We start from the raw sequence: 24,334 nt of genomic DNA, 5'->3' as shown, positions 1-24,334 counted from the left end.
GTCGCGACTTAAGAAGTTAAATTTTGCTGCAAGGGCATAAAAAAAGCAAAGCGTAGGCTTTGCTTTTTAGGCTTAAGGGTAGGTCTTTTAACTTAAGTCACCTATAGCGCAAGCGATTATTTTTTGGTGAGCTGCTCTAATAAGCTGGCACTGGCATAACCATCTGCCACTTGGCCATTTGCTTGTTGATAAGCCCGAATGGCGCTGTGAGTATTAGGACCGATGACGCCATCGGCACCTTGGGTGTTAAAGCCGTTAGCGGTGAGGACGCGTTGTAACTGAACTTTTTCACTGCGACTTAGGGCGCGCTCGGTGCGCGGCCAAGCTGCGCTAAATTCCCCACCCCCCTCCAGCTTATCGGCGAGATGACCCACGGCCATGGCATAGGAAGTGGCGTTGTTATAACGACGGATCACATTAAAGTTCTTAAAAATTGCAAACACCGGCCCTTGTGCGCCAGCGGGCACTAAAATGGCTGCGTCACCGTAATCCGGTAAAGGCTGGCCTGTGATAGTGCTAACTCCAAGCTGGCGCCAATAGGCGGTGGGTTTAACATTACTTTGCTCGGCAAGCGCATAATCAAAGTTAGCCGGAAGCTTAATTTCCACTCCCCATGGCGCCCCTTGTTGCCAGCCAAAGTGTGCTAAATAAGCCGCAGTAGATGCCAGCGCATCTGTGGGGTCTTCAGACCAAATATCTCGCTTGCCATCATTATTAAAGTCTTGTGCATAGCGCAAGTAGCTAGTCGGCATAAATTGGGTGTGCCCCATGGCGCCCGCCCACGAGCCGCGCATTTTCTCAGGGCTGACGTCGCCAGCTTGTAAAATCTTTAACGCCCCGATCAGCTCCGACTCGGCAAACTCTCGTCGCCGACCCTCAAACGCTAAGGTAGCTAAGCCGGCTATGGTATTGGTATTACCGCGATAAGAGCCATAGTTAGTTTCCATGCCCCAAATGGCCATCACCACTTTTGCATCCACGTGATAGCGGCTTTCAATGGCAGCCAGCGTTGTACGCAGTTGTTGCCATTTCTCTTTGCCAGTTGTTACGCGGCTTTTTGAGGTGGCGGTATCTAAGTATTCCCAAATTTGGCGAGTAAATTCAGCTTGGCTGCCGTCTAGCTTGATTACTTGTTGATCTAGGGTGACGGATTTAAAAGCACGGTCAAAAATCAGAGGTTCAATGCCACTTTTTATGGCGCGTTGGCGAAACTTCTGCTGCCAGCGAGCAAAGTCGGCCAGCTCACTGGCGCGCGCACTTGCGGCGGTTGCTGATTGAGTCGCGTTAGTGGCGTTATCTTTGGTGGCTAAGGGAGCCGCTGTTTCAGAGCTCACGGGCGCGGTATTAGCTTGGCTAGTGCAGCCGCTTAAGATAACACCCAGCATCAAGGCGCTGATATAAGATGGTTTTAGCATGAGTTCTCTGTTGTTAGATAAAGGTGGTTACAAAAATGGACACAGAATAAAAGTGCATCATGGCAGCATATCGCAAGTCTATAAAAAGAAAAGGGCTGTCGAGCGAATGGAGTGCATAAGTGAGGCTTTTATGGCTTTATAAAGGTATGACTTAGTTTAAGCGAACAATAGTGTCATTAAGCTTATCAAAGGCAGCTGCCACTCCTAGTTAGCTTTGTTATGCTCTAGGGGTGTTTAGTTCACAAGCTGCGTATAACAAAAGAGGGGGGACTAAACGTTAAGCCCATTATCACTGTAGTTTTAGGCAAGCGGCTATTAAGTTTTAGCGGCGCTGGCCGATAAGGGACAACAATAGGTGTCACCTTGCTTAAGCTTAAGGAAAAGCCAGTGTTTGGCTGTGCCACACTTAGGCAAAGCAAGTGCTGTGAGTCATGATGATGAATACTGAATTAAGTTATATCGCTTACTTGTTATTTGATCGGAGCTGTTATGTATCTGATTAGGGATTTTAAAGACACCGACCTCAGTAGTTTAGAGTTAATTTATCACGACTCAGTGATGGCACAGGGTCGCCAAGGCTACAGTGATGAACAAGTAGAGTTTTGGGCGGCCTTTCCTTATTTATATGCCGCTGACTTTAGAAGCTTAGTGCTAACCGGCTATACCCGAGTCATGGCCTGTAACCAAATTCCAGTCGCGTTTGCTACCTTACACCCCGATGATCACTTGGCACTTTTATATGTGTTAGGCGAGCACGCCGGTCGTGGGATTGCGGGGCGCTTGTGTGAAGATATTGAGCAAGAAGCTAAACGCCGCCACATTAGCTGCTTAGGCACAGATGCCAGCGTATTATCGCGTCCCATGTTTGAACAACGAGGCTATCAGTTAGTCGCCCAAGAGCGGGTTGAAAAAGAAGACATCGCTTTTACTCGTTTTATTATGGAAAAACAGCTTAGTTAACGGCGCTTAAGCTCTGTGCCCACGCCCATTCAATGCCACCATCGGGCACTTTTTTAGAAAATTAGTCCTAGTTAAGCCCCTGCCGATAAGTGATTGCAGTACCTGACAATAGTTCTAATATTCTGTCTTAACTGGCGCAAAGTTTTTATCTTTTGCAGTCCTGCTTAGAGGGCAAAAGTCTATTCTTGCTCAGTCGATGTGGCCGTATTCGCGCAGTCTTAGGCGCGACTCTTGAAGACGCGTATTAACGCTAAAGTAAAAAGCTAGTTTTTAGTAGCGGGTTAATCGTAATATGGTCTTTTTCCTTTTTTAATTTACCTTTGTTGTGGAGTGTTTTGCTACATGAAGAAAACCTTAATGGCGAGCCTAGTAGCGTTAACGCTTAGTGGCTGTGCAAGCTCACAATTAGATCAGCCCTTTAGTCTGACGATTGCCCATATTAATGACACTCACGCCCATTTTGATGCCAGCGATGTACGCCTCACCTTTGCCGATAATGCGGTCTACACCCAAGCAGGGGGCAGTGCGCGCTTGCTTAGCTATGCCAATCAACTCAGCGAACAGGCTAAAGATCAGCAGCATGCCTTTTTGTTTTTACATGCAGGGGACGCCTGGCAAGGCACCGGTTATTTTAAACAACATCAAGGGGCAATGAGTGCCGATGTGCTAAGCCGGATGCACCTTGATGCCATGACGTTAGGCGAGCGAGAATTCTCCTTGGATAATGCCCGCTTAGCCTCATTTATAGAGCAAGTTAACTTTCCGGTGCTGGCGGCTAACTTAGATACTCGCCAAGAGCCTGCTCTGAGTGAGCAAGAAAATCTGCAGCCTTATGTTTTATATCGCTTTAAAGGTAATAAGAAACAACAAGTTGCTAGCGTAAAAGAGGCGGGTAAATACCCGGTAGTGGCAGTATTTGGCTTAATTAATCAAGACTTAGCTAGCCAAGGTGCCAACTTAGGTCATTTACGGGTAAGTGATGAAATTAGTCGCGCTCAAAGCACGGTGAATGCGCTTAAAGAGCAAGGCGTTAACTATATTGTGGCGCTGACCCATCTTGGTCTGGAAAAAGATCGCGAGCTGGCGCAGTCGGTGAATGGCATAGACGTGATTGTGGGCGGCCATGCTGATGCTCTATTAGGAGATTTTAGTGATATCGGCGGCACAAAGAATGAACCTTATGCCCAAAGCTTCACTAATCCTAATGGCCGAGGCCGTACCTGTGTGGTGCAATCGGGCCAGCGTGGCCAAGCCATGGGTAAAGTGACCGTAACTTTTACCTATGACGGTCGGGTGAGCCAGTGTCAGGGCAATAATACCTTATTAGTCGATAGTCGGTTTTATCGTGATGCTAGTCATAACGAACAACAGCGCCTTAATGACGCTCAATTAGAGCAAGTTAACCAACATATTGCGCACTCGAGTAAGGTGGCAATAGTAGAAGAAGATAAATCGCTACAGCAATATATCGCGAAACAATATCGCCCAAGCTTGCTTCAAGCCTATGGCAAAACCATTGGTATGGTGCCTAATACGCTAAATCATGCCACGCAGCCGGTGGATGGTAAAAGCTCTCAAGTAGCGCCACTGGTTGCTGCCAGCCAATGGTACTGGGCTAATACTCCTGCTGTGCAATCCGTTACGGGGCGCCAAGTAGACTTTGCACTAGTGAGTGCAGGGACGCCTCAACAAAATATTGAAGTTGGAGTATTAAAAACGGGACAAATTAACATGGGGCTGCTGCCCTCAACAGAGGCGCTGAGTTTAGTGTCATTAAGTGGGCGCCAAGTCGCGGGCGTAATTTTAGAAGCCATTAATAGTGCTATCGCTAAGGGCGCAGATGGTAGTCAGTTTCCTTATGTCGCCGGTTTACGTTATGAATTTAATGAAACCAGCCCAGGGCGAGGGTATGTAAATAACCTAGAATACCAACAACAAGGCCAGTGGACACGCTTAAAGCCTAATCAGCAATACCAAGTCGCCTTGAGCGGTTTTCACAGCCAAGATACGTTATTTGATGCGCAACAAGTGCTTACCGATCGCTTAGATCTTGCCTATGTTAATGGCAAGCTGGCGGCCTTTCCCGTGGCGCGTTTAACCAAAAATGCACACGGCAAGATAGCGCCCGATTACATCAATCAGCCTTTAAATTGCCAAGACGCTCAAGTGAGCTGTGAGGCGGCGGCGGTGGCATTTACTGAATATGTGCAGCAAGTGCACCCCACCTTAACTCCAGTGACAGAAACAGGGATTAGCCTTAATCGGTTATAAACTAAACACAGACCCGATTAATTCGGGTCTGTTTTTATTAATTAAAATGATTTTGCGACGATAGAGGAAGCTTATTATGTTAATAAAACCCATAAAAAATCCTTTTGCTCTGGCTTCTTGGTTGCTTGGCGGTCTCATTTATAGCGTGGCATTGATAGCCAATGCCCAAACCCTGCCTGCCCTTGACCCACCCCAAGGCCGCGTTATCTTAACCATTACCGGCGATATTAAAGTAAGCAATAGCACCTCCCTCTCAGATAAGTCTGAACAACCTAAAGCTGAATTTGATTTAGCTATGCTCGATGCGCTTGAGCAGCATGAATTTACAACTAAAACTCCTTGGACCAACGGTGCTCATCAATTTAGTGGGGTGTTATTAAAAGAGGTATTAGAACGCGTTGGTGCCACCGGTCATCACATTAAAGCCATTGCTTATAATGAGTATTTTGCCGAAATAGACACCCATGATCTTGAGTTAGAGCAATTATTGGTAACTACGCGCTTAGATGGCAAAGAGATGCGTATTCGAGATAAGGGCCCCACTTGGTTAATGCTGCCGTTATCGGATTTAAAAGAGCTTAATAATAAACGGTATCATGAGCTATTAATTTGGCAATTAAAAACCTTGGACGTCCAGTAAGTGAAAAAAATTAAACTACTGATCCTCATGCTCATTGTGCTGGTATTTGGTGCCAGTTCCATTTACAGCTATTTTCGTGAGTTTGATGTCGTGCGCTATGTCTCTTCCACCATGAAAGCCATGGGGCGGAATAGCTCGGAGCTTGAGATTGAAGTAGTTAAGTTTGATTTGGCGCTATCGTCATTAGCCGCAAACTTTGAAGATGAAGAATTTGTCCAGCTCAACTTTGAGTTGTTGTGGAGTCGGCTCAACACGTTATTAGAAGGTAAAGAAAGCCAGCCGCTGCGCGCACAAGCCGGCGTTGAAGAGCTCCTTAATAATTTAGTGTCTCAGTTAGAGTCATGGGAAGAGCGCATTTATGCCCTAAAGGCTGAAGATAAAGCTGAGATTGCGCAATTGCGCCAAGAGTTATTGCCTTTTCACCGCGCCGCTCGTGCCATTAATGTAGAAAATTATTCTAGTGAAAATACCTGGCTGCAACTTGATGTGTTAAAAGATACCCGCTTAGAAGGCGCGCTGTATTTAGCCGGCTTATTATTAAGCGGCGGTTTAATCTTATTAATGCTAGTGCGAGAGAATCGGCGCAATCGAGAATTAGCCTATCACGATATTTTAACGGGCTTGCCCAATCGTATGTATTTTTATCAATTAATTGATGAGGCTATTAGCTGGGCTAACACTAATAAAAGTGCGCTTGCGGTGCACATGGTAGACTTAAATGACTTTAAAGCCATTAACGATAGCTTGGGCCATGAAGTAGGGGATCAGTTATTAAAAGTAGTGGCGGAACGGCTTAAAAATACTATTGGCGAACAGGATCAGGTCGCTCGTTTAGGCGGCGATGAGTTTGTTATTATTCAGCGCTTAAGTGAGCTTGAAGAAGCCCAAGCCATGGCCGTCATGATGTGGCGCTCCTTAGTGCGCGATGTAAGCTTGCCCGATGGCTGTTTATCCCCCAAGCCTGCATTGGTACCAGTTTATATCCGAGCCAAGCTCAGGGAGTGGTTGAGTTATTATCTCATGCCGATACCGCCATGTATTATGCAAAACATAATCGCCAGTTTGCTACGCGCTTATATGAAAGTGGCATGGATGAGCGGCGTTTACGCCGACAAAAACTGGCTATCGCGTTACAAGCCGCCATAGAGCAACATAGTTTAGTGTTACATTTTCAGCCTATTTATCATCTAGCTACCGGCAACATAGAGTCTGTTGAGGCTTTATTACGTTGGACGAGTCCCGATTATGGCGTGGTGCCGCCATTAGAGATAATTGCGGTAGCTGAGCAGCATGGTTTAGCCCATCGCTTAAATGAGTGGGTGTTATTAAGTGCCTGCGCTCAATTGCGGCGCTGGCAGCAAGCAGGGCACCCTTTATTAAAAGTAAATGTAAATATTAGTCCCAGTATTTTTATGGACGGAGAATTAGCCAGTACCGTGCGCCGAGTATTGCGCTTAACCCAGCTGGAAGCGACCAGTTTAGTGTTAGAAATTACCGAAGATACCAGCTTATGGGATACGGCAGACTCCACAGAAATTTTACAGCAGTTGCGCGGGCTGGGTATTGAGATTGCATTGGATGACTTTGGCACTGGCTATTCTTCTTTTAGCCACTTGCGCCAATTGCCAATTAATAAATTAAAGATAGATAAGTCGTTTGTGAGTGATATGGCAACGGATGTGCGCGCCACTAATTTGGTACAAACTATTATTTCTTTAGCCCAAAGCTTGGATATGCAAATAGTAGCCGAGGGCATTGAAGATAAAGCGCAACAGACTAAGTTACAACAGCTGGGTTGTGAGTTTGGTCAAGGCTACTTTTTAGCCCGCCCCATGAGCGAGCTACACATGACTGAAGAGCTGCTGGCTAATGTTAGCGCCTTTGCTAAACGCGCTAACACTAGTGTCAGTTAGGCACAGATATAGGCGCTAAGCAGCCTCATTAGGCTAGGGTAAAAAGCACTGGCTGTATCAAGCTGCTGCGCGCGCTGTGCCCACTGGGGTAGCCAACTGGCCAGCTCTTGTTGACTAAACTGAACCAGCTCAGCTTCCTCACTGGGAGTGGGCAAACTGGCTAGCGTTTGGTAACGCGCCGCTAAATACTCCAACATGATACTAAGGTGATCGGCGGGCTCATTTAAGCTCTCACTCACCGCCATATTCAGCTCATTTAATCTTTGCTGCATATTACTTAAACTCGGCCCGCTAAAGCGTCCTTCATCTAAATATAATGAAGCGTAGGGGGCTGGGCTATGGCGGGCATCGCTTAAAAATAAGCTGGCAAAATCTGCTGCCAATTCAAGGCGTGGCTCCCTAAGCAATATTAAGCTGGCAATGGCTTGGCGGAAAGGGCGCACGAGGGGCGCCAATTCTTCGATTAATTCCAGCTCATCCAGTAACGGATCAGCGCCGCCTTTAAGGTAGGTTTGCACGCTAGCCTCATCTAACTCGCGAGCAAATAAGGTAGCAAACCATTGGCACAATAAAGCTTGATGTTGATAATACTCACTCACTAATTGTTGCTCGGGCGTGAGCGGGGCAGTCGTTAATGTCATGGCTCTCTCAAGGTGATTAATTATTAAGTCCAGCGTTTAAGCATCCACCCGCTGTGGCCCACCAAAAGAGGTGACGGGCGGTACGGGGCCGTTAAATACTTCCATCTCTACTAAGCAAGTATTGGCACTGGGCGCTTGGGCTAAGCGAGACGTCCCCACATCTAAGGTCAGCGTATTAGGATCGCCATAGGTATCTAGCGCGCCAAGGCTTGCATCCGTTGGCCCATACCAAGCGCCTTCTTGAATACGGATCACCCCTTTTGGAAATAACTCGGATACCACGGCACCGGCAAGTAATTGGCCGCGATCATTAAAAACGCGCACTAAGTCACCATCGTTAATACCGCGCGTGCTGGCATCTTCTGGACTGATAAAAACCGGCTCTCTACCTTGTACCGTATAGGTGGCTCTATATTCATCAGACTCACACATTTGCGAATGCAGTCGTTTGTCAGGGTGTACCGATTGCAGCCATAAAGGGTGTTTATCTGAACCAGGCCCGCCGTGGGAACGTTCGGCTTTTTCCATCCATCTTGGATATTGCTGGCAGTCATCATAGCCGTAACTACCAATTTTACGGCTACTAATTTCAATAAATCCCGATGGCGTCCCTACTGCATTAACTTCGGGGTCTTCTCTAAAGCTTGCATGGCGAACCCAGTTTTCACCTTCTCCAAAATGTACGTAGCCATCGGCCCAAAATTGCTCAAAGTCTGGCATGGGGTACTTGCCTTCATTAGCACGACGACAATCGTTATAAAGCTCGCGCAGCCACTGAAACTCATCTTTATTTTGCGTGTATTCTTTATGGCGATGATAGCGACGTGTTAAGTCGGTAAAAATATCGAAGTCGGTGCGCGAATGAAACAGCGGATCCACTAATTTGTGCATCGCCAAAATCCCCGTCTTTGAATAGCCGCCATAGACGTCGATGTCATTACGCTCAAACTGAGTGCAAGCGGGTAACACTAAGTCTGAAAAGCGACAGGTCGCATTCCACGAGTAATCAATGGTTATTACTGTTTCTAATTCATAAAAAGCACGTTTCATGCGGTTATGATCTTGATGATGGTGCCAAGGATTACAGCCACTAAAGATACACATCTTAATATCAGGATAAGTCACTTCACTGCCATTATATTGCAGCTTAGCGCCTGGCTCTAAAATACAATCAATCCAGCGTGCCACGGGAATAATGGGGCTCGCCCCTTTAAAGTCAGTACTGGGATGCTCAGGCTCTTTTCCTGGCTCTAAGTTTCTTGGAAACCCCCCGGTACACTGGCGCCCGTGGGGGAATGCCAATGCCACTGTAATGGTGGGCATAGCTAATGCCGCCACCAGGCAGCCCAATTTGGCCCAGCATGGCGGCGAGCACAGCACCGGCCCAATAGGGCTGCTCGCCATGTTGCTGGCGCTGAATGGCCCAGCCAAAAATAATTTGGGTGCGCCCACTCGCTAAAAGACGGGCAAATTCGCGTATCCGCTCGGCATCGACTCCACAAATCGGCATCGCCCATTCGGGTGTCTTTTCTAGCTGATCGTCGGCGTTACCTAATACGTATGCCATAAAAGGCTCAAAGCCTAAGGTATAGGTATTTAAGAATGGCTCATCGTGCAATTGCTCCGTATAGAGGGTGTGAGCGAGCGCTAACATAAAGGCCACATCACTTTGTGGGTTAATGTATTGCTGCTCGCAGTTTAAATACTGTTGAGTCTTGCTTTGAACGGGATCCACACTAATGACTGTGATGTCGCCGCTGGCAATTTTGTCTTTAAGCTCGGCTAAATATTCATAAGAGCCATGGGTTTCGCAGTTCCAGCCCACTTGGAGGTTTTTATAAAGATCGTTAGCCCACAACACTATGGTATCGGAGTGTTCTAAAATCAACGGCCAAGAGGTACCTTGGTCATAGACTTCAGTGGAGCCCATGACGTAGGGCAAAATAACTTGGCCAGCGCCTGTGGAATAATCGCCCACTTTATCAACAAAGTTTCCATGTAGATTAACGCCACGTTGCATATGACTACCACAGCTATGAAACTGGCCAGTTTGGCGCCAACCGGTGGCACCCGCATATAAGCCAGAAGGACCATAGGTGGTTTGCACTCGCTCTAATTCTTCGTAAAACAGATCCAGCGCTTCATCCCAAGTAACGCGGACAAAGCGATTATCGCCCCGTTGCTTGCGATCACTGTGTTCACGATTTTTTAACCAATCAAGGCGAGCCATAGGATAACGAATACGTGAAGGGTTATAAATTAACCCTTTAATGCCATTGAGCATATCGCTGGGGTACTTATCCCGTTCAAAGGGTTTAATTTGCTCCACCACACCGCCTTTCACTAAGGCTTTCATCGCTCCCCAGTGGGAGCCGGCAGTGCGCCAAGTACCGGCACTAGAAACCGTGGCCGCCTGAGCACTGCGCACTAATACACTTTGACCAATTAAGGCGGCCGCTGAACTGGCCGCTAAGCCTTTAAGAAAAAATCTGCGTGAAATAGCCATTATTGTGCCTCGTCAAAATTAATTAATGTGCAGTGGCATAATCGGAGGAATGCTTTTGTAAGTATTTGAGTACTAACGCTTGGGTGTCCGCATCCATATTGGTAAAGCCGACCATACCGGCAAACATGCCCGGCCAAGTGTTTGCATCAAAATGCCCTTCGGCGGGTTGCGAGTGACACACACTACAGCCGCTGCGATAGGTATCTCGGGCATAGCCCCATAAATCATCGGCATCGGGTAATAAGGAGCCTGCTTGAGTCCATAAAGAGATAGTTACTGGCTCCCAAGGAAGACCGGTCATGGCATCTTCTTTAGCGGGTGCGGTCACTGTGACGTGTGCCTCGTTTTGCGCAACCTCTTTATCCAACACCATATTAGGAATGTTCATGCCAAAATCTTCATACCAGACTCGGCCAAAGCCGCGCGTTTTACGCCAAGAGGGAATGGCTAATTGCACCGCATCGCCTTTGTGTTTAACTAGCTCCACGGGAGCGGCGGCTTCTAATTCGCCAGCTTCTTGGGTGAGTGCTTCATCTAAATATAAGGTGACGGCCTTAACGGCATAATATTGCTCACCTTCTTTAACTTTTAAGTTGCTGGCGCGCTGTTCAAGTTGATCAAGGGCTGGGTCTTTAAAGACCATAGTGTCCGGAAGATGGTGAGCAATGCCTTTATGGCAATCGAGACAGCTTTGGTCTCGCTCCGCTGCCGGCTTCATAAAGCGCTTGGCTTTATCAGACATCCTGTCCCAATCCATGCTGTTATAATCATGACAGTTTCGACACTCTAATGAGCCATTGGCAGCAAAGCGCGCCCACTCGTGTTGCGCTAACTCTAAGCGTTTATCGAGAAACTTTTCACGCGTATCAATAGTGCCAAATACCTTGCCCCACACTTCTTTACTGGCCTGCATCTTGCGGGCAATTTTATTAGTCCAATTATGAGGGACATGACAGTCGGGACAGGTGGCACGTACGCCTGAGCGGTTAGACCAATGAATGGTTTCTTGTAACTCTTGGTAAACGTTATTTTCCATTTCATGGCAACTAATACAAAACTGCTCGGTATTAGTCACTTCTAATGCCGTATTAAAGCCACCCCAAAAAATAACCCCCGCCACAAAGCCACCTAGCGTGAGTACCCCTAAACTGATGTGCACCGAGGGGCGGCGCACTGTATTCCAAAATAACTTAATGAATTTTTTCATTGGATCCTCGCATTAACAGGCACCACTCACCACAGACATTAACCGTGCCCCGGAGGGCCAAACAGCATTTGCAAGAACCAGACACTAAAGCCATAGCCGGCCACTATCATGACGCTCAGCAAAGGGATGATCACCACAGTGATCAATAAAAAGGTGCGCCATTCTTGGCGACGCGTGGTGGGAGAAGAGGGCATAGGGTATTCCTCAAGTTAGGTATCACAGGTCGCGCAGGATACAGCTTGCTCTGCAGATACGTCACAACAAAATGTCAGTAAGAATGGATAGAAATTAACATATAATTCTGTTTGAAGAGTTGATCGCAGTCATAATTAACGAACAATATTAAAAATTAGTATATTCATCTGCAATGCAACTTATGAAAGCTAAGAGAAGTAAGTAATTTAGAGGTGACTAGTGACTAGTGACTAGGGATTAGGGATAGAGGTGGGGCAAGGTAGTAGGTGGTGCTAGATATAAAAAAACCCGCTTTTAAGCGGGTTTTTTATTATGACATGCTATTAGAAGTCGGCATGGCGAGGTGTACGAGGGAAGGGGATAACATCTCGTACGTTCCCCATTCCTGTTACATAGGCAATTAAGCGCTCAAAGCCCAAGCCAAAGCCTGAGTGGGGCACTGTGCCGTAGCGGCGCAAATCACGGTACCAACCATAATCTTCTGGATTTAAGCCCATGGCCACCATGCGCTCATCCAATACTTCTAAGACTTCTTCACGCTGGGAGCCACCGATAATCTCACCAATACCGGGCGCTAATACGTCCATGGCTGCGACGGTTTTGCCATCGGTATTGAGCTTCATATAGAAAGACTTAATGTCTTTGGGGTAGTTTTTAACCACCACCGGTGCTTTAAAATGAACTTCTGCTAAATAGCGCTCATGTTCAGAAGATAAGTCGATGCCCCATTCCACGGCAAATTCAAACTTCTTACCCGAGGCGATTAAGATATCAATGGCATCGGTGTAATCTACTTGTGCAAAGTCTTTCGCCACAAAGTCTTGTAAGCGGGTGATTGCATCTTTGTCGACGCGCTGCGCAAAGAAATTCATGTCATCCATGCGCTCTTCTAATACCGCATTAAACACATATTTGAGCATGGCTTCCGCTAAGTGTGCCACATCATCCAGATCGGCAAAGGCCACTTCCGGCTCTATCATCCAAAACTCGGCTAAATGGCGGCTAGTGTTGGAGTTTTCTGCTCTAAAGGTAGGACCAAAGGTATACACTTTGCTCATGGCACAGGCATAAGCTTCGGCATTGAGCTGGCCAGAGACGGTTAAAAAAGTTTCTTTACCAAAAAAATCTTCACTAAAGTCTACGCCGCCCTGTGGCGTACGCGGTAGATTTTCCAGATCAAGAGTGGACACCCTAAACATCTCACCCGCACCTTCACAGTCGGAGGCGGTGATTAAAGGCGTAGCGACCCAAGCATAGCCGTTTTCATGAAAGAAGCGGTGAATAGCTTGGGCTAGGCAGTTGCGCACTCGGGTGACTGCACCCATCATGTTGGTGCGAGGGCGAAGGTGGGCATACTCGCGTAAATATTCAATAGAGTGGCGTTTTGCGGCCATAGGATAGCTGTCTGGGTCTTCAATCCAGCCAATGACTTGTACCTCGGTGGCTTGCAACTCAAAGTCTTGACCTTGGCCTTGAGATGCTTCCACAATGCCGGTCACAGCAACTGAACAACCGGTAGTTAAGCGCACCACTTCAGATTGATAATTTGCCACGCTATTAGGCACCACAGCTTGTACCGGATTAAAACAGCTACCATCGTGGATAGCTAAAAAAGAAATGCCGGCTTTAGAATCGCGGCGGGTGCGGATCCACCCTTTAACGGTAACGGTGCTGCCAACGGGATATTTGCCCGTAAGCACATCAGTAACGGATGCGTGGCTCATTGTAAAATCGCTCTCCAGCTTAAACTTAATCGGGGGGTGCCGATAGACTATATAGATAAGGCAGCTAATGTTACCCGTGTACACTCAGGACTCAAGCAAAAATTGTAACAGGAGGTAGACATGTCGCCGCGACGCTTTGATTGGCTCAGCAAGCTGCTAATGACGTTGACGGTGAGCGGCTGGGCACTTTATGTGTTGTTACTATTGTTCTTTCATTTTGGGCGGCCGGAGCAAAACTTTGGTTATTTAAAAAACCACGATATTAGCGTGCGCTCCGAGTGGCTAAGCTTACATCATTTTTGGTTTCATGTAGGCATTTGGGGCGCTCTGGGGATAGCGGTGACCTTGTTTACTGTGGTGCATTTAAAAGGCAGCCCACAATTACAATACCTTAAAGTCTATTTAGTTATGTTGGCTTTTTTTGCTATCGCCACCTTATTACTGGGAACCTTTTCCCCCCGTTAATCTCGCGTTATTTTGTGTTAGCATGCGCTTTTTGCAGGGCTAAGTGAACAATATGCCTCGCAGCTGTTATTTAGCCTAGGTACATAATGAAAACTTTGATTTTTAAGCGTTTTTTATGGTTGCTTATCTTATTATCAGCCATGGTTTTAGCCGTGACTTATCCGGTTTATTTACAATATCAGCAAGGTGTCAAGCAGCGCTTACTCGCCAATGAAGAAACTTCGGTAGTGGCGGCCAGCCAGCTTATTCAACAAGAAATGGATGAACAACTCCATGTCTTGGGCTTAATTCAGCACTCGGCGCGCCTTAAAGACTACCTAAGTAGTTTTGATGAGGCACATCGCCACCAACTCGAGTTGTACTTTCAACAAGTCTCTACGGCATTTCACCGTTTTGACCAAATTCGTTTGCTCGATAATGCGGGCCGCGAGCGAGTGCGTGTGAGCTTAGTTAAGGGTCAAGATACCATTACGCCTAAAGCAGCACTGCAAGATAAGTCTGATCGATATTATTTTACCGAAGCGAAAAATTTAGCTAAAGATGAAATATTTGTCTCTAAGCTCGACTTAAGCGTAAAGCATAATGAAATTGAATTGCCTCATAAGCCCATTATGCGTTTTTCGGTGCCGGTGTTTGATCACGATGGCCAGCGAGCGGGGGTATTAGTAATTAATTACTTGGCTAAAGGCATGCTAGAAAAGTTTCGCCAGCAAATGCGCAAACGTGCTAACCAGCAAGGCATGTTATTAGATGAACAAGGCTATTGGTTAAGTAATCATAAACGCAGTAATGAATGGGGCGCCGACTTAGGCAAGCCTAAGCATACTTTTGCTAATATGTATCCGGAAGAATGGCCAATAATTGCTCGCCAACGCTCAGGGGTATTAGAGACTAAGGCGGGTATTTTTCGCTTTGAAACTATTCAGCCTTTTAATTTTAACACCCAGCTGCCTAGTCATTTTATGGCGCAACATGATGTGGTGCTAACCGAACAGTCCAATAATAATACTACTTGGAAGTTAGTTATTTTTGTGCCTTATGATTATATTCATCAGCGCTCATTTTTATATCAGACCATGGGTAAATCTTTATTAATTTTGCTCGGTATTTTGTTAGTGGGTGCGGCGTTATTAATCGCGATTGTCAGTACCCATTTACGCGTGCGCCGGCGTGAGCAGCGCCGACTTAATGAGGTATTACACGATTTATATGACAATGCGCCCTGTGGGTATCACAGCTTAGATGATCAAGGGAATGTTATTCGTATTAACCAAACCGAATTAGATTGGTTAGGTTATCAACGCCAAGACGTCATTAATCAGCCTTTTAGTCAATTATTAACGCCAGACAGTAAAGACACGTTTGAACACTTTTTTAATGGCTTTACTCAAGGGCTGCCTCAAGAAAATATAGTATTAGAAATGCAGCGCAAAGATGGCAGTACTTTTTATATTTCTAATTCCGCTACTATCTTAAAAGATAAACAAGGGCATTTTTCTGCTGCTCGCACCAGTGTCTTTGATATTAGTGAGCGCATTGAACTTGAGCAAAGGCTGGAGTTATTAGCTAACAATGACGGTTTAACCGGCATTAGTAATAGACGCCATTTTTACGAGCGCGGTACATTTGAAATTAAACGCGCCCAGCGTTATTACCAGCCATTAGCGGTCATAATGATAGATGCCGATCATTTTAAAAATATTAATGATCAATATGGCCATGACGTCGGTGACTTAGTCCTGCAAGCACTGGCTAATAAAGTAAATGAAAACTTACGAGAAACCGATATCTTTGGCCGTATTGGCGGCGAAGAGTTTGCGCTTATTTTAAGTCCTACTCCCGTCACCTTTGCGCTGGAAGTGGCAGAGCGCCTACGCCGCGCCCTTGAGCAGGTGGTGGTAGTGACCAACAAACATGAAGAAGTGCATTTTACGGTATCTATTGGCGTGGCGGCGTTAAGTTTGCCAGAGCAAACGTTAGACGATCTTATAAAGCAAGCAGATATTGCCTTATACCAAGCTAAGGCGCAGGGGCGTAATCAAGTGGTTCTTTATCAGGATGAGTCTTAAGGCGTTTTTGACATAAAAGATTGTAAAAACCGAGCTTAAGCTCGGTTTTTTTATTACAGGTGACTTAAACGTTTAGTTCGCTCACTTGGGCGCAGACATGGACCATGGCGTGGGTAAGCTTACTCAGTTGGGCGTTAGAAATAATATAAGGCGGCATAATATATAACAGCTTGCCAAAGGGGCGGATCCACACCCCTTGTGCTACTAACTGAGCTTGTACCTTAGCCAGTTCTAATGGCTGGTGTAATTCAATAACGCCAATGGCGCCTAATACTCTTACCTCACTTACCGCACTGAGTTGCTTGGCTGGCGCCAGCTCTTTTTTAAGCTGGGTTTCAATTGCGCTAACCCGACTTTGCCAGGGAGAAGCCTGCAATAGATTGAGGCTAGCCAGAGCCACCGTGCAGGCCAGCGGATTGGCCATAAACGTGGGCCCATGCATCAGCACGCCCGCTGGACCATTACAAAGGGTATTCGCTACTTTTTCACTGGTAATGGTGGCTGCTAGCGTCATATAACCGCCCGTGAGGGCTTTGCCAATACACATAATATCGGGGCTAATATCTGCCCACTCGCAGGCAAAGAGCTTACCGGTGCGACCAAAGCCGGTGGCAATTTCATCGACAATTAACAGCACATCATACTGGCTGCATAACGCTCGTGCGCCTTTAAGGTATTCAGGGTGATAAAAACACATGCCACCGGCGCCTTGCACAATAGGCTCTAGTACTAAGGCGGCTAATTCATGATGACGTTCCTGCAACAAGGCTTCTAAGGGCGCTAAATCGGCGGGATCCCATTCATCGTTAAAGCGACTTTTAGGGCTTTCAATAAACACATGTTCAGGCAAGAATCCTTGATACAAACTGTGCATGCCGCCGTTAGGATCGCACACACTCATGGCGCCAAAGGTATCACCGTGGTACCCCTTATTTAGCGCTGCAAATACTGTTTTGGGGGTGCCTTTACCGTGCCAATATTGAATCGCCATTTTTAACGCCACTTCCACCGACACCGAGCCAGAATCTGCTAAAAAAAAGCGATCAAGACCGGGAGGTAAAATTTCGCATAATACCCGACATAAATTTATGGCCGGCTCATGGGTTAGCCCACCAAACATGACATGCGACATCTTAGCTAATTGCTGCTGCGCGGCGCTATTTAGCTCGGGCACATTATAGCCGTGTAAACAAGACCACCATGACGACATGCCATCGATCAGGTGTCGCCCGTCACTTAATGTTAAATAGACTCCTTCGGCATGACTCACTTCATAACAAGGCAAAGGCTGAGTTAACGAAGTATAAGGATGCCACATATGCACGCGATCAAAGTCAGTGTTAGTTAAGGCAGAAGGCGGCGTGGTTGTGGTGTTAGGGCGTGAAAAAGGAAGCGTATTATTAGAAATGCCATTGCTCATAAAGTAATCAATCGTAAAGGTGTAGGGGCGTTTATGGTTGACAGGCTAACATTGGAGCTTAAACTAGCCAACCAAAAATCATCTCTCTCCTCAGCGTTAGCTGTACTTATTATTTAAGGAATTGGCATGAGCCTCACTCCATCGAGCCCTAAGCAAGTTAGTCGTGAGCAAGTGCTTGCTTTATTTGAGCGCCCTTTATTTGACTTGTTATTTGAAGCTCAGCAAGTACACCGCGCTCATTTTGATGCCAACGAAGTGCAAGTTAGCACGCTGTTATCTATTAAAACCGGCGCTTGCCCAGAAGATTGCAAATACTGCCCGCAAAGTGCGCGCTATAACACTGGCCTTGAAGCCGAGCGCTTAATGGAAATGGAGACCGTATTAAATCGGGCTAAAGAAGCTAAGGCTAATGGCTCGAGTCGCTTTTGCATGGGTGCGGCGTGGCGCAATCCTAAAGAGCGCGACATGCCTTATTTAGTGAAAATGGTGCAAGAAGTTAAATCTCTTGGCTTAGAAACTTGCATGACGCTTGGCATGTTAGATGACTCGCAAGCGGGGCGCCTCGCCGATGCCGGTTTGGATTACTACAACCACAATCTGGATACCAGCCCTGAGTTTTATGGCGATATTATTACTACTCGCACCTATAGCGATCGCCTCACTACCCTTGAACATGTGCGCAACTCTGGCATGAAAGTGTGCTCGGGGGGCATTGTGGGCTTGGGTGAGAGCATGGATGATAGAGCCGGTTTATTACAATCTTTAGCGAATTTACCGCGCCAGCCCGAAAGTGTGCCCATTAATATGCTAGTCAAAGTCAAAGGCACGCCCATGGAAAACCAAGCGGACTTAGATGACTTTGATTTTATTCGCACCATTGCCGTGGCAAGAATTTTAATGCCTAACAGCTATGTGCGCTTATCGGCGGGTCGTGAAAAGATGAACGATCAAATGCAAGCCATGTGTTTTATGGCGGGGGCTAACTCTATCTTCTATGGCTGCAAACTATTAACCACGCCCAATCCTGATGAAAACAGCGATATGCAGTTATTTAAACGCTTAGGTATTCGCCCCAGTGGCTTAAACCCAGACTCAAGTATTAGCCAAAAGCCGGATGAAATGACGGAAATTGAGTTGCACGAGCAAATTGCCGCCCAAGCCGAGCCCGCTTTGTATTACGAAGTTTAAGGGCGGCTGTCCGTCATACGCCGTACGTTTAACGCTGATGCCATACGTTAAAGAAAAACACCGGTTTGGGTGTTACGCAAAGCGGTCAGCGTATCGTCGTTTGTGCGATGGATTGCCGCGTCGCTACGCTCCTCGCACTGACACAGGAGGATTTGGTGGTTAACGTATCGCGTACGGCGTTGAACGTATGGCTTCGTGCTGCCATTCTCGACGGCTGATCGCTTATCGTTGACAGCTATTATCACCGGCAATACGTTAATAAATAAGGTGAGAATATGCCCTTTAATTTAAGTTTGGCCGAGCGAGAAGCAGCGGGCTTGCGACGGTATTTACCGGTTATCGATAAGGTGAGTGGGCGCGAATTAGTGAGCCAAGGTAACACCTACCTCAACTTTGCCAGTAATGACTATTTAGGCTTAAGCCAAGCGCCGCAACTGATCAACGCCGCCCAAGCGGCGGCGGCTGAGTTTGGCGTGGGCGCACAAGCTTCCCCTTTGGTGGTGGGTCATCACGCCATTCATCGAGAGCTTGAAAGTGAACTAGCCGACTGGTTGGGAGTAGAAGCGGTATTACTGTTTAGCTCGGGCTTTGCTGCCAACCAAGCGCTTATTCATGCCTTACTCACCAAAGCGCATACGGTGTGGCAAGACCGTCTTAACCATGCCTCACTGCAAGAAGCCGGCGCGCTCAGCCCCGCTAAGATGCAGCGTTTTGCTCATAATGACATGGCGGCGTTAGCGGCTAAGCTCAAACCCCACGCCGGACTCATTATCTCAGAGGGCGTGTTTAGCATGGACGGCGACCAAGGCGACTGGCAAGGCTTAAGCCAACTTGCTGCGCATAGCCAAAATTGGTTAATGATTGATGATGCCCATGGTTTAGGCGTACTAGGAAAGGAAGGGCGCGGTACCTTAAGCGCACAAGAAGTCAGTGCTAATAAGGTTCATATTCATATGGGGACCTTTGGTAAGGCATTAGGCGTTAGTGGTGCTTTTATCGGGGGAATCGCGCGCTGAAAGAGTATTTAATTAACCATGCGCGCGGCTATATTTACAGTACCCATTTGCCTCCCCTCAAGCGGCAGCGATTTTAGCGGCCGTGCGAGTGGCGCGCGCGAGCGACAGTAAACGTGCTCACTTGCAGGATCTGATCCAGTATTTTCGAGCCGGCGCAACACACTTACCCTTTTCACTTATGCCATCATACACAGCGATTCAACCGCTAGTGGTGGGTGATGAGCAAAAAGTCATGGGTCTTAGTCAGCAATTGCGTGATCTTGGCTGTTGGGTTGGCGCCATACGCCCACCTACCGTGCCCGCTAACACCGCCAGATTACGTATCACGTTAACGGCGGCTCATACCTTGGCAGACATTGATGCCTTGCTAGTGGCGTTAGAACGCTGTGTCTAAATCTGTCTAAAACGAAATGAAACGAGATAGGGTTGAGGTATTTTATGCAAGGGATGTTATGGACTGTTTAGCTTATGAACATGTGTCTAGTCAGGCTCCAGCGCCAGAAGCTAGCTCGCTCATCCATCCACTACCGATGATTAATAAAAGCCAAGTGGCGACGGCGTTTAGCCGCGCGGCACATAGCTATGAGCAGAATAATAAGCTGCAGCAACGCACCGGCAATGTCTTATTAGCGAAATTAAGCCATATTTTGCCACCCACTGTGGCAACTGGGCTTGATTTGGGCTGTGGCAGTGGCTGGTTTCTACCCCAGCTTAACGCGCGGGCCGAGCAAGTTTTTGCGCTCGACTTATCGCCCGCTATGTTGCAACAAGCGCGCCTTAAGCTAGGCGAAGAGGCGAACCTTATCCGATTATGTGCCGATATGGACACGGTAGTCTTTGCCAAGCACAGCCTGGACTTTATTTTTGCTAATTTATGTATGCAGTGGAGCCAAGACTCCACTGCCTGGTTGGCGAACTGGAGCCGGTGTCTTAAACCGGGCGGCGTCTTAGTTTTTGCCACCTTAGTAGAGGGCAGCTTGGCAAACTTGGCCAAGTGCTGGCAAGCACAGAGTTTAGCCAGTCCCATTAATCATTTTATAAGCCGTCAACAATTAACCCACGATTTGGAAAATACAGGTAAGCGGTGGCACTGCGATTATCAGTGGGAGCACCTGACCTTTAGTGATTTAAAGTCATTATTGCATGCTCTTAAAGGGATAGGCGCCAATCGGGTAAATGCTAGCCGTGCCAGCGGCTTATTGGGTAAAGCGCGCTGGCAACAGCTTAATGCCACCTATCCGCGGAATGAAAAAGGTCAGTGTGTGGCCGAATATCAACTGGCTTATGGAGTGGTTTATGGTTAAGCGCTTTTTTATTACCGGTACCGACACTGAAGTGGGCAAAACCTTTGTCACCCAAGCGCTAATGCAAGCCGCGACTAAAGCGGGCGATACGGTACTGGGTTTTAAACCCATTGCCTCTGGCTGTGAGCATATTGGCGGTGAGCTTAAAAACAGCGATGCCCTCACACTGCAAGCCCACTCTTCCATTTCACTGCCTTATAAGTTGCATAACCCTTATGCATTTGCGCCCGCTATTGCGCCGCATATCGCCGCACGGCAAAGCAATAGGACAATTTGTTGCACTCGCCTCAGTCGCGACTTAGCAAGTCTTAGTCAACACGCGGTAGAGTGGATATTTATTGAAGGGGCGGGGGGCTGGCGCTTACCCATTAATGAGCAACATTATCTATCAGACTGGGTTAAAGATGAGCAATTGCCGGTCATTCTAGTGGTGGGACTGCGCTTGGGGTGTATTAATCATGCCTTACTGAGCTTAGAGGCCATTGAAAATGATGGCTTAGCAGTAGCCGGCTGGGTGATTAATCATATTGACCCTAATATGGCGCAAGTAAAAGCCAACATAGATACCTTAACTCAGCGTATTAAGGCCCCATTATTGGGGGAGATTCCTTGGTTAGCCAATAATGCGCATCAAAAAGGGGCTGATTTTATCGATATTTCGCCATTAAGCTCGGCTCCCATATAGGCGAAAGGCGCGTTATAAGCCATAATCTGCGCTTGAAAAAGGGGCACGCGGCCCCATTATAGAGTTAGACTTTTAATATAAAGGGAAAGTATGAAGCGTATTATATTGTTTATTGCCACTAACCTTGCCGTGGTGCTGGTATTGGGTGTGGTGCTGAACATAGTGTTTTCTATGCTAGGCATTGACCGTAGCAGCATAGGGGGGTTATTGGTATTTTGTGCCGTATTTGGTTTTGGTGGTGCATTTATCTCACTGCTGATTTCTAAGTGGATGGCCAAGCGCGCGTACAATGTGCAAATTATTGATCAGCCCCGCAACGAACTAGAGCATTGGCTACTCACCACCGTAACGCGCCAAGCTCAACAAGCCGGCATCGGTATGCCAGAAGTGGGTATTTATGACTCGCCCGATATGAATGCCTTTGCCACGGGTGCTAGTCGTAATAGCTCATTAGTGGCGGTATCAAGTGGCCTAATGTATAGCATGAGCCGTGATGAAGCCGAAGCCGTACTTGCCCATGAAGTTAGCCATATTGCTAATGGTGACATGGTCACCATGACGCTATTACAGGGGGTGGTGAATACCTTTGTTATGTTCTTTGCCCGCATTATTGCCAACCTAATTAGCAGCGCCATGAGTCGTGATAATGAAGAGGGCGGCGGCTTAGGCGGCATCGCTTATTTTGGCGTGGTCATGGTCTTAGAGCTGGTGTTTGGCATGCTCGCGTCCCTGATTGTAATGTGGTTTAGCCGCTATCGAGAATACCGTGCTGATGAAGGCTCGGCGCGATTAGTGGGCAAAGATAAAATGATTGCGGCCTTGCAGCGCCTTGGTCAAGGCTCACAAGCCGAGCTAGAAGGCTCGTTAGCGGCATTTGGTATTACTGGCCGCGGTAGCAGCGAATTATTTATGAGCCACCCGCCATTAGAAAAACGCATTCAAAGCCTGCGTAATTTGTAAGCGTGAAGACTAAAGGGTAGAGAAAACATAACCCAGTAACACTCTATTAAAACACCGCCCTTGCAGGCGGTGTTTTTTATTGCCGTCATCTTAGTTTTGTTAAACACAAAGCGAGATACCGGAACACGTCCGGTAAGACGGCCAAGCGCTATATCTGTCTCACTATCGTCATCTGATGAAAATCAGGATCTCGTGTTAGTATTTAGACTTAAAACACAAAGCGAGGTATCGGAGCACGTCTGGTAAGACCCAACTTAGCACTATGTCTGCTTTATGCCGTCATCCTGATGAAAATCAGGATCTCGCCTTAGTTTTAGACTTAAAACACAGAGCGAGGTATCGGAGCACGTCTGGTAAGACCCAACTTAGCACTGTGTCTGCTTTATGCCGTCATTCTGATGAAAATCAGGATCTCGTGTTAGTATTTAGACTTTAAACACAGAGCGAGGTATCGGAGCACGTCTGGTAAGACCCAACTTAGCACTATGTCTGCTTTATGCCGTCATCCTGATGAAAATCAGGATCTGGTTTTGCCTTTAACTTCATTGTTTTTTAGCGAATGACTTGCTGCTGTATTGCTTAAGCATTAATCAGGCGGCGCAATTTCGTCATTACATCTAAATTATTACTTTCCATGGCTAATAGCGCCGTCAGTGCCTCTTGGCCACGCTGTTCATGATGCGCCTTAACCGCTTGTTTAGCATATACATGGACTAAACGATGCGGTGCTTCGATAGCGGCAAAATCTAAACGCCCACTGTAGTGTTTAGCGCCACTGCCTTGGTAATACCATTGTCCTAACTGACATTGCGTTTCATCAGGTAGCGCCTCGGCTTGGGTATCAGATAAGCCCGATAAAATTTGATAAACGGTGAGCTTAATTTCTAATTCTTCTAAATTTGCTAACTCAATTTCTGAAAGCACCGCCGCTTCATCTAAGGCACTAGATGAGGTATTGGCTAACTCAATTAAATTAAGTAAGCGCAGCCGTGCCGACTCTGCCTCGCCTGCCAGTTGCTCCATTTCTACGCTATTTTCGCGACTAACGCCCGCCACAGCGATGGTTTGGTTACGAATTCGGGCAATGACTTCTTCAATTTCTTTTGTCGCCTCGCCCGTGCGAGAGGCTAAATTGCGCACTTCGGTGGCGACCACACTAAAACCACGGCCATGCTCGCCAGCCCGCGCTGCTTCAATGCTGGCATTAAGAGCTAACAGTGAAGTTTGATCAGATACGCCATCAATCACATTAACTAAGTCGGCAATGCCATTGGTTTCCGTTTCCAGTGAGTTCATTTTTTGTGAAGAGTCTAACGCGTGGCTACGGGCTTCATTTAATTGTTTCACTAGCCCTTGCATGCCGTCGCGCATATGAGAAGACTCATCGCGCGTGGTCAGGGCTTCATCGCGGCGCGTGCCCAGCATGCTTGATAAGTCTGAAAATGAGCTTTTAAGCTCAGACAGTGAGCGGCCAAATTGGCTCAACCCTGCCATCAGTTGCTCACTCAAATGCAGCTTATTTTGAGTGTCAGTCAAAGCAGTGTCATCTTGACGAAGGCGCTGTTTAAGCTCGGTATTTTCTTGTTGTAGGGCTATTAATTCTTGTTGGGTACTCAATAACTGCTGGCTTAATAGCTGGGATTTTTTCTTGTGCGCGCTAAAAAACATCGTTAGCCTCAAAGGGGTATGCAAAATGCGTATTTATATAAGCTTACCTTATGCTACTCCTAAAATTTAGCGTTTTCTGCTGTTTTA

General features: G+C 47.0%; 20 protein-coding genes and 1 pseudogene. 12 read left to right on the top strand and 9 right to left on the bottom strand.

Features of this window, described 5'->3' with window-relative positions:
* Positions 1-116 precede the first annotated feature (116 nt).
* The gene (locus CBP12_RS04470) at positions 117-1,415 is read right to left on the bottom strand and encodes a lytic murein transglycosylase (protein WP_086963360.1); all 1,299 of its coding nucleotides are present in this window, start codon (positions 1,413-1,415) and stop codon (positions 117-119) included.
* Positions 1,416-1,904: 489 nt separating this feature from the next.
* Between CBP12_RS04470 and CBP12_RS04465 the strand changes: the two genes are divergently transcribed.
* The 5 genes from CBP12_RS04465 (at position 1,905) to CBP12_RS13675 (ending at position 7,199) form a co-directional block, all read left to right on the top strand.
* Positions 1,905-2,375: a GNAT family N-acetyltransferase gene (locus CBP12_RS04465; protein ID WP_086963358.1), complete on the top strand. Its 471-nt coding sequence runs from the start codon at positions 1,905-1,907 to the stop codon at positions 2,373-2,375.
* Between the two features lie 342 nt (positions 2,376-2,717).
* Positions 2,718-4,646, top strand: coding sequence for a bifunctional metallophosphatase/5'-nucleotidase (locus CBP12_RS04460; RefSeq protein WP_086963356.1), 1,929 nt, complete (start codon positions 2,718-2,720; stop codon positions 4,644-4,646).
* Between the two features lie 76 nt (positions 4,647-4,722).
* On the top strand, positions 4,723-5,286 hold the full coding sequence (locus CBP12_RS04455) for a hypothetical protein (RefSeq protein WP_086963354.1): 564 nt from the start codon (positions 4,723-4,725) through the stop codon (positions 5,284-5,286).
* Positions 5,287-6,432, top strand: coding sequence for a GGDEF domain-containing protein (locus CBP12_RS13680; RefSeq protein WP_232455149.1), 1,146 nt, complete (start codon positions 5,287-5,289; stop codon positions 6,430-6,432).
* Entirely contained in the window at positions 6,375-7,199 is an 825-nt protein-coding gene (locus tag CBP12_RS13675) for a putative bifunctional diguanylate cyclase/phosphodiesterase (RefSeq protein ID WP_232455148.1), read from the top strand. The genes CBP12_RS13680 and CBP12_RS13675 overlap by 58 nt, the downstream gene beginning before the upstream one ends.
* Here CBP12_RS13675 and torD read toward each other — a convergent pair.
* From torD to asnS, 6 genes are all read right to left on the bottom strand, one after another.
* Positions 7,196-7,840: a molecular chaperone TorD gene (gene torD, locus CBP12_RS04445; RefSeq protein ID WP_086963351.1), complete on the bottom strand. Its 645-nt coding sequence runs from the start codon at positions 7,838-7,840 to the stop codon at positions 7,196-7,198. The two genes, CBP12_RS13675 and torD, sit on opposite strands and share 4 nt — an antisense overlap.
* A 36-nt stretch (positions 7,841-7,876) precedes the next feature.
* Positions 7,877-9,163, bottom strand: coding sequence for a molybdopterin dinucleotide binding domain-containing protein (locus CBP12_RS13670; RefSeq protein ID WP_232455147.1), 1,287 nt, complete (start codon positions 9,161-9,163; stop codon positions 7,877-7,879).
* The gene (locus CBP12_RS13665) at positions 9,072-10,346 is read right to left on the bottom strand and encodes a molybdopterin-dependent oxidoreductase (RefSeq protein WP_232455146.1); all 1,275 of its coding nucleotides are present in this window, start codon (positions 10,344-10,346) and stop codon (positions 9,072-9,074) included. Before CBP12_RS13665 ends, CBP12_RS13670 begins: the two co-directional genes overlap by 92 nt.
* Positions 10,347-10,368: 22 nt before the next feature.
* Positions 10,369-11,553 (bottom strand): pentaheme c-type cytochrome TorC, encoded by a 1,185-nt coding sequence (gene torC / locus CBP12_RS04435; RefSeq protein WP_086963349.1) that lies wholly within the window; start codon positions 11,551-11,553, stop codon positions 10,369-10,371.
* 38 nt (positions 11,554-11,591) lie between these two features.
* A complete protein-coding gene (gene napE, locus CBP12_RS04430) occupies positions 11,592-11,747 on the bottom strand; it encodes a periplasmic nitrate reductase, NapE protein (protein ID WP_086963347.1) in 156 nt (51 codons plus the stop codon).
* Between the two features lie 324 nt (positions 11,748-12,071).
* Positions 12,072-13,472, bottom strand: a complete 1,401-nt coding sequence (gene asnS / locus CBP12_RS04425) for an asparagine--tRNA ligase (RefSeq protein ID WP_086963345.1) — start codon at positions 13,470-13,472, stop codon at positions 12,072-12,074.
* Between the two features lie 120 nt (positions 13,473-13,592).
* Between asnS and CBP12_RS04420 the strand changes: the two genes are divergently transcribed.
* The gene (locus CBP12_RS04420; RefSeq protein WP_086963343.1) at positions 13,593-13,937 is read left to right on the top strand and encodes a hypothetical protein; all 345 of its coding nucleotides are present in this window, start codon (positions 13,593-13,595) and stop codon (positions 13,935-13,937) included.
* 86 nt (positions 13,938-14,023) lie between these two features.
* Positions 14,024-16,006 carry a sensor domain-containing diguanylate cyclase gene (locus tag CBP12_RS04415; RefSeq protein ID WP_086963341.1) on the top strand — a complete coding sequence of 661 codons (1,983 nt, stop codon included), beginning with the start codon at positions 14,024-14,026 and terminating at the stop codon, positions 16,004-16,006.
* Between the two features lie 64 nt (positions 16,007-16,070).
* Here CBP12_RS04415 and bioA read toward each other — a convergent pair whose 3' ends face one another.
* The gene (gene bioA, locus CBP12_RS04410; RefSeq protein ID WP_232455187.1) at positions 16,071-17,324 is read right to left on the bottom strand and encodes an adenosylmethionine--8-amino-7-oxononanoate transaminase; all 1,254 of its coding nucleotides are present in this window, start codon (positions 17,322-17,324) and stop codon (positions 16,071-16,073) included.
* A 228-nt stretch (positions 17,325-17,552) separates the two neighbouring features.
* Between bioA and bioB the strand changes: the two genes are divergently transcribed.
* The 5 genes and pseudogenes from bioB to htpX all read left to right on the top strand — a co-directional run bounded on the left by bioB (position 17,553) and on the right by htpX (position 22,579).
* On the top strand, positions 17,553-18,614 hold the full coding sequence (bioB, locus tag CBP12_RS04405; RefSeq protein ID WP_086963337.1) for a biotin synthase BioB: 1,062 nt from the start codon (positions 17,553-17,555) through the stop codon (positions 18,612-18,614).
* A 275-nt stretch (positions 18,615-18,889) separates the two neighbouring features.
* Positions 18,890-20,024: pseudogene (gene bioF / locus CBP12_RS04400) on the top strand (8-amino-7-oxononanoate synthase).
* A gap of 58 nt (positions 20,025-20,082) precedes the next feature.
* On the top strand, positions 20,083-20,934 hold the full coding sequence (gene bioC, locus CBP12_RS04395; RefSeq protein ID WP_086963335.1) for a malonyl-ACP O-methyltransferase BioC: 852 nt from the start codon (positions 20,083-20,085) through the stop codon (positions 20,932-20,934).
* Positions 20,927-21,619, top strand: a complete 693-nt coding sequence (gene bioD / locus CBP12_RS04390) for a dethiobiotin synthase (protein ID WP_086963333.1) — start codon at positions 20,927-20,929, stop codon at positions 21,617-21,619. Before bioC ends, bioD begins: the two co-directional genes overlap by 8 nt.
* A 90-nt stretch (positions 21,620-21,709) precedes the next feature.
* A complete protein-coding gene (htpX, locus tag CBP12_RS04385; RefSeq protein ID WP_086963330.1) occupies positions 21,710-22,579 on the top strand; it encodes a protease HtpX in 870 nt (289 codons plus the stop codon).
* Positions 22,580-23,158: 579 nt separating this feature from the next.
* Here the strand turns inward: htpX and CBP12_RS04380 are convergent.
* Complete coding sequence (locus CBP12_RS04380) at positions 23,159-24,247, bottom strand: methyl-accepting chemotaxis protein (RefSeq protein ID WP_086963328.1); 1,089 nt, start codon at positions 24,245-24,247, stop codon at positions 23,159-23,161.
* Positions 24,248-24,334 lie beyond the last annotated feature (87 nt).

Origin of the sequence: Oceanisphaera avium, assembly GCF_002157875.1 — a bacterium.
GTDB classification, from domain to species: Bacteria; Pseudomonadota; Gammaproteobacteria; order Enterobacterales; family Aeromonadaceae; genus Oceanimonas; species Oceanimonas avium.
This window is presented reverse-complemented; position numbering and strand designations above follow the sequence as displayed.